The sequence below is a fragment of the Petralouisia muris genome (genome assembly GCF_004793545.1).
Classification (GTDB): Bacteria; Bacillota; Clostridia; order Lachnospirales; family Lachnospiraceae; genus Petralouisia; species Petralouisia muris.
On the sequence record NZ_SRYA01000017.1, the window covers coordinates 86,203 to 93,283 of the forward strand.

At 38.0% G+C, this 7,081-nt stretch carries 7 protein-coding genes and 1 pseudogene; 5 read left to right on the top strand and 3 right to left on the bottom strand.

Annotated elements, in window-relative coordinates:
- The first annotated feature begins 2 nt into the window (after positions 1-2).
- Genes E5329_RS10280 through E5329_RS10295 form a run of 4 tightly spaced genes read left to right on the top strand, consistent with a single transcriptional unit; the run spans position 3 to position 4,831 of the window.
- Positions 3-2,198 (top strand): DEAD/DEAH box helicase family protein, encoded by a 2,196-nt coding sequence (locus tag E5329_RS10280; RefSeq protein WP_135989454.1) that lies wholly within the window; start codon positions 3-5, stop codon positions 2,196-2,198.
- Positions 2,199-2,215: 17 nt separating this feature from the next.
- Positions 2,216-3,136, top strand: coding sequence for a hypothetical protein (locus E5329_RS10285; RefSeq protein ID WP_135989455.1), 921 nt, complete (start codon positions 2,216-2,218; stop codon positions 3,134-3,136).
- 3 nt (positions 3,137-3,139) lie between these two features.
- Positions 3,140-3,682, top strand: a complete 543-nt coding sequence (locus E5329_RS10290; protein ID WP_135989456.1) for a hypothetical protein — start codon at positions 3,140-3,142, stop codon at positions 3,680-3,682.
- Between the two features lie 57 nt (positions 3,683-3,739).
- Entirely contained in the window at positions 3,740-4,831 is a 1,092-nt protein-coding gene (locus E5329_RS10295; protein WP_135989457.1) for a PDDEXK nuclease domain-containing protein, read from the top strand.
- A gap of 200 nt (positions 4,832-5,031) precedes the next feature.
- Here E5329_RS10295 and E5329_RS10300 read toward each other — a convergent pair whose 3' ends face one another.
- Positions 5,032-5,271, bottom strand: a complete 240-nt coding sequence (locus tag E5329_RS10300; RefSeq protein WP_135989458.1) for a DUF6061 family protein — start codon at positions 5,269-5,271, stop codon at positions 5,032-5,034.
- 604 nt (positions 5,272-5,875) lie between these two features.
- Here E5329_RS10300 and E5329_RS10305 point away from each other — a divergent pair.
- A pseudogene (locus E5329_RS10305) lies at positions 5,876-6,658 on the top strand (DUF4368 domain-containing protein); the annotation flags it as partial.
- Here the strand turns inward: E5329_RS10305 and E5329_RS10310 are convergent.
- Together E5329_RS10310 and E5329_RS32540 are read right to left on the bottom strand one after the other, a co-directional pair.
- Positions 6,655-6,816, bottom strand: a complete 162-nt coding sequence (locus E5329_RS10310) for a glycoside hydrolase family 36 N-terminal domain-containing protein (RefSeq protein ID WP_135989459.1) — start codon at positions 6,814-6,816, stop codon at positions 6,655-6,657. The pseudogene E5329_RS10305 and the gene E5329_RS10310 overlap by 4 nt on opposite strands.
- Complete coding sequence (locus E5329_RS32540; protein ID WP_408634651.1) at positions 6,812-6,916, bottom strand: hypothetical protein; 105 nt, start codon at positions 6,914-6,916, stop codon at positions 6,812-6,814. Before E5329_RS32540 ends, E5329_RS10310 begins: the two co-directional genes overlap by 5 nt.
- Positions 6,917-7,081 lie beyond the last annotated feature (165 nt).

Below are 7,081 nucleotides of genomic sequence, written 5' to 3' on the forward strand. Positions count from 1 at the left end.
ATATGAACATAGAGTTGGCAGATTTCCAATTAAAAGCAATTGCAGACTTGATGGAGGCAATGGAGTGTGACAAAAAAGAAATCATTTTGAAAAGCTGTACTGGAAGTGGAAAAACGATTATTTTAACACACTTTATGGACGAGTATCTGAAAAGTTATAACAATCAGGTATTTATTTGGCTTACTCCGGGGAAGGGAAATCTTGAGGAACAGAGCAAGGAAAAGATGGACAGATATATTCATGGAAGCCGGACAAAATTGTTATGCGACGTTATGGCAGGCGGATTTGAACAAAATGACTGCTGCTTTATCAATTGGGAAAAACTCACCAAAAAAGGTAATAATGCGTTAAAAGACAGTGAACGAGTTAATTTTTTGGATTACATCTACCATGCCTTAGAAGAAGGACTGACATTTAAAATTATTGTAGATGAATCTCACCAAAATGATACTATTAAGGCAGAAGAAATTATTGATTATTTTAAAACTGATAAGATTGTGCGATGCTCTGCAACACCAAAGAATTATAAGGATGCATATTTAATTGAAATTCTGGAAGAAGATGTTATTGCAGAAGGGCTAATAAAAAAATTGCTGCTTATTAATGAGAATTTTGAACAGAATATAAGCGTTGAAGATCAGGTTTCTTATCTTATGGATAAGGCGCTTACAAAACGCCGCAAATTACATTCGGAATTTTTGAGAAGGAAAGCCCCCGTAAATCCACTGATAGTTGTTCAGTTACCCAATAAGTCTGATGTTCTATTGGAAAGCATCGAAACCTATCTTTCTGCACAAGGAATTACATATGAAAATAATCAATTAGCGGTATGGCTTGCAGATAAGAAACAAAACTTAGAGTCCATTTCAGAAAATAATGCGGAATCAATAGTCGTAATTATTAAGCAAGCTATTGCAACGGGCTGGGACTGTCCCAGAGCGCATATACTTGTCAAACTGCGTGAAAATATGAGTGAAACATTTGAGATTCAGACAATTGGAAGAATCCGCAGGATGCCGGAAGCAAAACATTATGAAGACGATTTGCTGGACTGCTGTTATCTTTATACTTTGGATGAAAAATTTACAGAAAATGTAAAAAGGAGTTTAGGGAAAGGGGCTTTGGAAGAAAGGGACTTGACTTTGAAACGTGAATATAGTCACTTTACCCTTATTTGCCAGCAAAAGACAAATGTTCCTTTCCCAAGAGATGCAAAATTGGCGTTAAAGGTCATAAAGAAGTATTTTTCCAGCCAATACAATCTGGATGGTAAAGCTGTAGAAAACAGAAAAAAGTTAGAAGCACACAAATATGATTTCAACACAGATATTATAGATTATACCAAGTCAGGAGAACTGGCTACTTTGTCCAAAGAAGAATTTGATAATTTGAATGAAATAAAAATCAGGGAAAAATTAACGACGCACAAACATGGAAAAGAATACCATCATTGTGTTGCTGAAATCGGAATGAAGGTTGGTCTTGACTACAATAATATGAATACCATCGTGCGTAGATTATTTTTGAAAGATTTGCGTTCAGAGTATACTCTTTTGATATTAGAAATCAGAGAATTGTATGCATTTGTCATTAATAATAAGCCCCGTCTGATTGATGATATCCGTATTGCAATGGCATCGGAAACTGCACAAATAAAAATAGAGTCTAATATGATAACGGAAAAACCGTGGAGTTTCCCATTGAATTATATGTTTGCGTATGACGGCAGCGCTAAAGATCAAATGGAACTGATAAAAAATGTATATAAAGGGTATAGGGCTTCAGCGGAAGTTCGATCAGAACCTGAAAAAATCTTTGAAAAATACTGTGAATCCAATAATCATATAGAATGGTTCTACAAAAACGGAGATAAAGGAAATGAGTATTTTTCTATCGTTTATGAAGATAATGCCGGAAAACAAAAATCTTTTTATCCCGATTATATAGTCCATGATACAGAAGGAAATACATGGATTATAGAAACAAAAGGCGGTTTTTCTAAATCAGGACACAGCGAAGACATTGATAAATTTACATCTAAGAAATTTGCGGTATTAAAAAAATATCTGGATAAGTATAATCTTCATGGGGGTATAGTGCGTCAGGATAAGCAAAGTTCTGAATTATGTATCTGTACAGAAGAATACTCAAATGATATAAAAGACGAGAATTGGAAACTGTTAAAAGAAATATTGTAAGCATTGAGGAGAAAAATATGGGTACTCAAGAAAATGATAAAAAGGTCTTAATCTATTTTTATTATCTTGCTATTACAAGACAAAAAGAAGCATCGGACACATCTACATATGACATTGCGCAAATTACGAATGTTTTTTCAAAAATGTTGGAATATACTTTGAAAAAGAGTCTGAAAGACAGAAGACAAGAGTTGACTTTTGCTGAAAAAGTTGTATGGCTGGATTCGTTTGAAGACATGGGAAATGGAGATTATAATATTACTTTTAAATCAGCAAAATACAATCATGTTCGTAATGAAATTAATACAGAAACAATGGAGCCTTTAGGAACAAGAAAACAGTGGCGGGATGGAGATGAAGAAAAGACACATCTTTGTATTAGATTAGCACAGGGGCAACAACGCTACTTGGCGGTGCATGAAAGTAATTATTACGGCATCACAATAAATTGTATCATAAACTATTTGAACGAATGCTTTAAACGATTTAATGAGGAAACAGAAGAACAATATCATTATGAAGTATCCTATGAAATTATGCCGGGAGACGATTTCTTGACTTCTCTTAAAGAAGCAAAAACAATATCGGCGCTTACGCTTACAGTATATAAGGATAGTCTGCCAAATGAATTCATGTTGTTTGCGGGAAGAACCTCCGATATTGCGGATGATGTAGAAATCAGGATAAAAACACCGAAAAAGGGTGGAAAATTTCCAGATAATTTAATAAAGGCATATTATGAGGCTATGCAAGGGGATGGCAGGATAAAAAGAATTAAGGCAAGTGGTTCCAAAAAGCATGGAAGTTTTGAAGCATCTACGGATTTGATAAAAATGAAAAATTTTATTTCTGTTGGACGTTTAAGCACAACCGACGAGGTTGATAGTTATGACTTTTTTAAGAAAGCGCAGGAATTCATTGAAACAAATAGGAGATAAAATATGAAAACTTTATTTATATTTCTGCCAATCAGAGATTATATAAAAACGAGGCGAAAACTGTGGAGGCAATATCTTATTCCATTAGCAACTGGTATCATTGTATTGATAGGCGCTTTTGCTATAGATGTTAGAGATGGCGTTGACATCGAAGCGATATTTTCAGATTTTGTCGGTATTCAAATAAGTGGAATTGCTACTTTGGTTTCTTTTTTATTAGCCATAATAACTATTTTAGTTTCTTCTGATAACGAAAATATAAGGAAATTGAAAAGTGAAAAGTCAAATGAGATACATTATAAAAAGCTTGGTGGCGAGCAACTCAGTTTGTTTCAAGTCTTATTGTCTAATATTTCATATTATGTTATGGTAGAAATTATTTATATGATGATATTAATCGCATATGTATTTTTAGCCCTGATTGTTCCGGCATCAGCTATAAAATGGCTCATTTCAATCAGTGTATTTTTCTTAATGCATATTTTGCTGGGCATGATGGAATGTGTTACGCAAATGTATTTGACCTTTTGGAAGGATAAGAGATAATTTGTATCTGACAATGAATGATTTTATGATGAATTGATACATACTATGGAGGAAAAGATGAAAGCCGGCATCAAAAAGCAAGAGGTAAAATTTATCGTGACTGATGAATACAGAGAATGGATTGCTTTGATTAAAGACAGGATTAGAAACAGTCAGATTAAAGCATCTATTAAAGTGAATAGAGAACTATTAGAACTTTATTGGCATATTGGCGAGGATATCGTAAATCGGCAGAAACATTCAAAGTGGGGAGAAGGTCTTTTGCGGCAAATGAGTATTGACTTAAAAAAGACCTTTCCTGATATGGCAGGATTTTCAGAAACGAATTTGAAAACGATGCGGCTATGGTATCGCTTTTATACAGAAGCTGTAAATGGTCAACAGGTTGTAGACGAATTGAAGTCTGATGATATTTTCCGGCTGATAACAACAATTCCGTGGGGACATAATCAGCGTATTATTTTTAAATGTAAAGATGTGCGTGAAGCTGTTTTTTATGCACAGTATACTTTGGAAAATAATTGGAGTCGGGATGTATTGGAACATCAGATTGAAAGTGGATTATATGAGCGTAAGGGAAAAGCCATTACGAATTTTAAGGATAAACTTCCTGCCAATGCTTCTGATTTGGCTGTACAGACATTAAAAGATCCATATAGTTTCGATTTTTTAACAATGCGGGATGATTATGATGAAAAAGAATTGGAAGATGCTCTGGTAAATCAGATTACCCAGTTCCTGCTGGAACTGGGAACAGGTTTTTCCTATGTGGGGCGTCAGGTGCATTTACAAGTTGGAGAGCGTGAATTTTATATTGATTTGCTGTTTTATCACATAAAACTTCATTGTTATGTTGTCGTGGAACTTAAAACAAAGAGATTTGAACCGGAGTATGTTGGAAAATTAAATTTTTATGTTACCGCAGTAAATAAGCAATTAACAGGAGATGGCGATAATCCGGCAATAGGTTTACTTATTTGTAAGGATAAGGATAATGTTGTGGCGGAATATTCTTTGGAAGAAGTTTCACAGCCGATTGGTATTGCAGGATACGAATTAAGCAATGCGCTCAGCAAACAATACCAACGCAGTCTTCCTACAATAGAAACGTTGGAGTCTGAAGTGGCAAAAATGATGGATACAAAATAGTCTGCAAGTTGTAGACTATTTTGCATCTATGCAGTATAGTATTGAGCGGTGGGAATTAACAAGTTATTTCTAAAATAGTTTATAATGGTTTATCATTGAAAAGCGTCGTTTATAGATGATGCAAGTACGGGCAGTTATTTACGAATAAAAAGAGAATTGGTAATATATTTTGCCTTGTCCTATGTATCAAGAAAAATATATTACCACAATTCTAATGAATCTTCCGCATCTACCCACGTCTGCATACCACCATCAAGATACAGTGTTGCATATTCAAGTGGGTTGTCTATAGCCAAAGCATTTAAGGCACATTCAGAACATGGCGTTGTTTTTAATCCTTTTTCCGCTTTTCCGCAGTCTATCCGTAAAACATATCCGTCAAAAGTGGTTACATCAATACTGTTATGGAGCATATTATATGTTGCATGAATAAACCTCATATTTTTCGTCCTTTCTTCTTGAGTTTTGGAGTAATTTTTGAAAGCATTCCAATCAATTCTTCCTGTCCTGTTCATTTTATGTTATAATTTGTTACAGGTTTTTCTTTCCCATATTTTTGCCCTTATGAGAGTTCGTAACATGAGGGAAAAGGATATAACACAAGGGAAAGTCTAAGGGCAAACTCACTTGCTATAAATTTAGCATTTTCAAGGGTTTGCGGACTTTTTGAAGATAAAATATAACAGTTAATAAATGCTATAAAAAGTGTCTTATCAGAATTCCAGTTTGCAGAATTTTAGCCAGCTAAAACCTGAATAACCCCCAGAGGGAGAAATATCGCCGCAGCTTTGGCAAAATCCCCGCTTATGGCACTAAAAATATTGAGAGCGAAATATCGCTGCAAAGTTGGCAGAAGCCACACCACGCAAGCCGGGGTATCAGCAAAAGCTCACACAGAGGAAACCGCACAGCGCAAGCAGAAACAGAGGGATAAATGTCACGCTTTAGGATACTTCAACCCCCGTAAATCAAGGCTTTTTTGAACGCCCTCAAAGGGTAGCCGATTCACTATTTATCCTTTACGTCCCCAAAAATCCGTTTTAACTGCGCAACATTTTTAACGAATGGCTGGTGAGGGATACGAGCAAGAAAATCCGGGCGGTAAAACGCCCAAAAGGCATGAGTGGGAAGCCTGTCACAAGCAAGCCCGTATACGGCTACCTCATGGACGAGGACGAAAATTTCATCATTGACGAAGAAGCCGCCCCGTGGGGAAGCAGATATACAGCTTATGCCTTGTGGGGAACGGCCCGACCAGAACAGCCCGTATACTTACGAAACAGGAAATCCTCGCGCCGGGAACGCTGGAATACCGCCGGACAGGGAGAACCCGCCGCTGCCACCCCGGCTATGAGTGCAAGTGGGCGGCGAGTACAAGAGCTAGGCAAGCAGCGCAAACGCCCCAACCGCTATGATGAAGTGGGCTTGTTCTCCGGCATACTCTTTTGTGCGGATTGCGGAACTCTCCGCTATCTTCAAGCGGCTGTACGAAGACAGCGTGACCGGGCGCATATCGGACGAGCGTTTCAGGGAACTTTCGGCAGACTACGAAGCCGAGCAAAAGGAACTGAAAGAGAAAGCCGTCGCTTTGCAGAGCGAACTTTCTAAAACGCTGGAAGCCACGGCGAACGCTGAAAAGTTTATGAAAATGGTACCGCAAGTACACCAGCTTTGAGGAACTCACCCCTACCCTGTTGCGGGAGTTTGTGAAAAAATCGTTATCCACAAAACGGAAGCCTTTGACGGGAAACGCCGGGGAAGCTCCGCAGATAGGAAATCGAAATCTATTACTCTTTTGTCGGCAAGGCAGAACTGGCAGACACCTAAAGCCCGACCTGGCTGGCATTTCGCTCTGCCAATGCCAGAAAAGGATTTTCCTGGTGGGAAGAGATGCCCCGCACCGAACCGATTCCCTGTTTTCCCAGCGCCACCGGCTGTCTCTGAATTCTCCATTCCCTGGCCCAGCTTTCCCGGATAAATTTAATGTCCTTTGTACAGAGACAGCACCGTCCGGCGTCCGCTTTTGGTGCAGATTCTTATGGCCCCTTCCCGGTAATCTCCTCCGCTGCTTCCCGGATACTCCATAGGACAGGAATTCAGAAAGGAATTCCTGTCCCGACAGTTCTCTGAGGGATGAAAGGGCGGTTCTTTGAGCCGCAGAAGATAACGAAAATCATCTTTTCTCAGCCTTCTTCCCTAACCCGGATAAACCGGAAAAGCTTATTTTGTATTTTCCCCTTTTGTGTTACT